This is a genomic window from Zoogloea sp. LCSB751 (assembly GCF_002028455.1).
Taxonomy (GTDB): domain Bacteria; phylum Pseudomonadota; class Gammaproteobacteria; order Burkholderiales; family Rhodocyclaceae; genus Zoogloea.
On sequence record NZ_MWUM01000404.1, the window covers coordinates 1 to 253 of the forward strand.

Consider the following 253-nt stretch of genomic DNA (forward strand, 5'->3'; position numbering starts at 1 on the left):
AGCGGGCTCCGGTGAGCGAAAAAGTTCGGTCGATAGAATACTGATGAAACCAGTCCGTGAATTTGAGAAATGGCTGAGTGAGCAGGCAGAGCATGCACAGCAGAGGTATGAGGTGGATCTTGAATTGTGGTGTATGAAGCAAAAAGTGCTAAAGAAGGAATTAGATGAAATGTGTAAACAGGGTGAGGATCAGCCCACCCTGATAGAGGCATGGCGTACTCACAATTTGAGTAAACCTACTTCACCAATAGCT

Annotated in this window: 1 protein-coding gene; it reads left to right on the forward strand. The window is 45.8% G+C overall.

Annotated elements, in window-relative coordinates:
* The coding region (locus tag B4920_RS27125; RefSeq protein WP_139379732.1) for a DUF3987 domain-containing protein at nucleotides 1–253 on the forward strand (253 nt) is incomplete at both ends.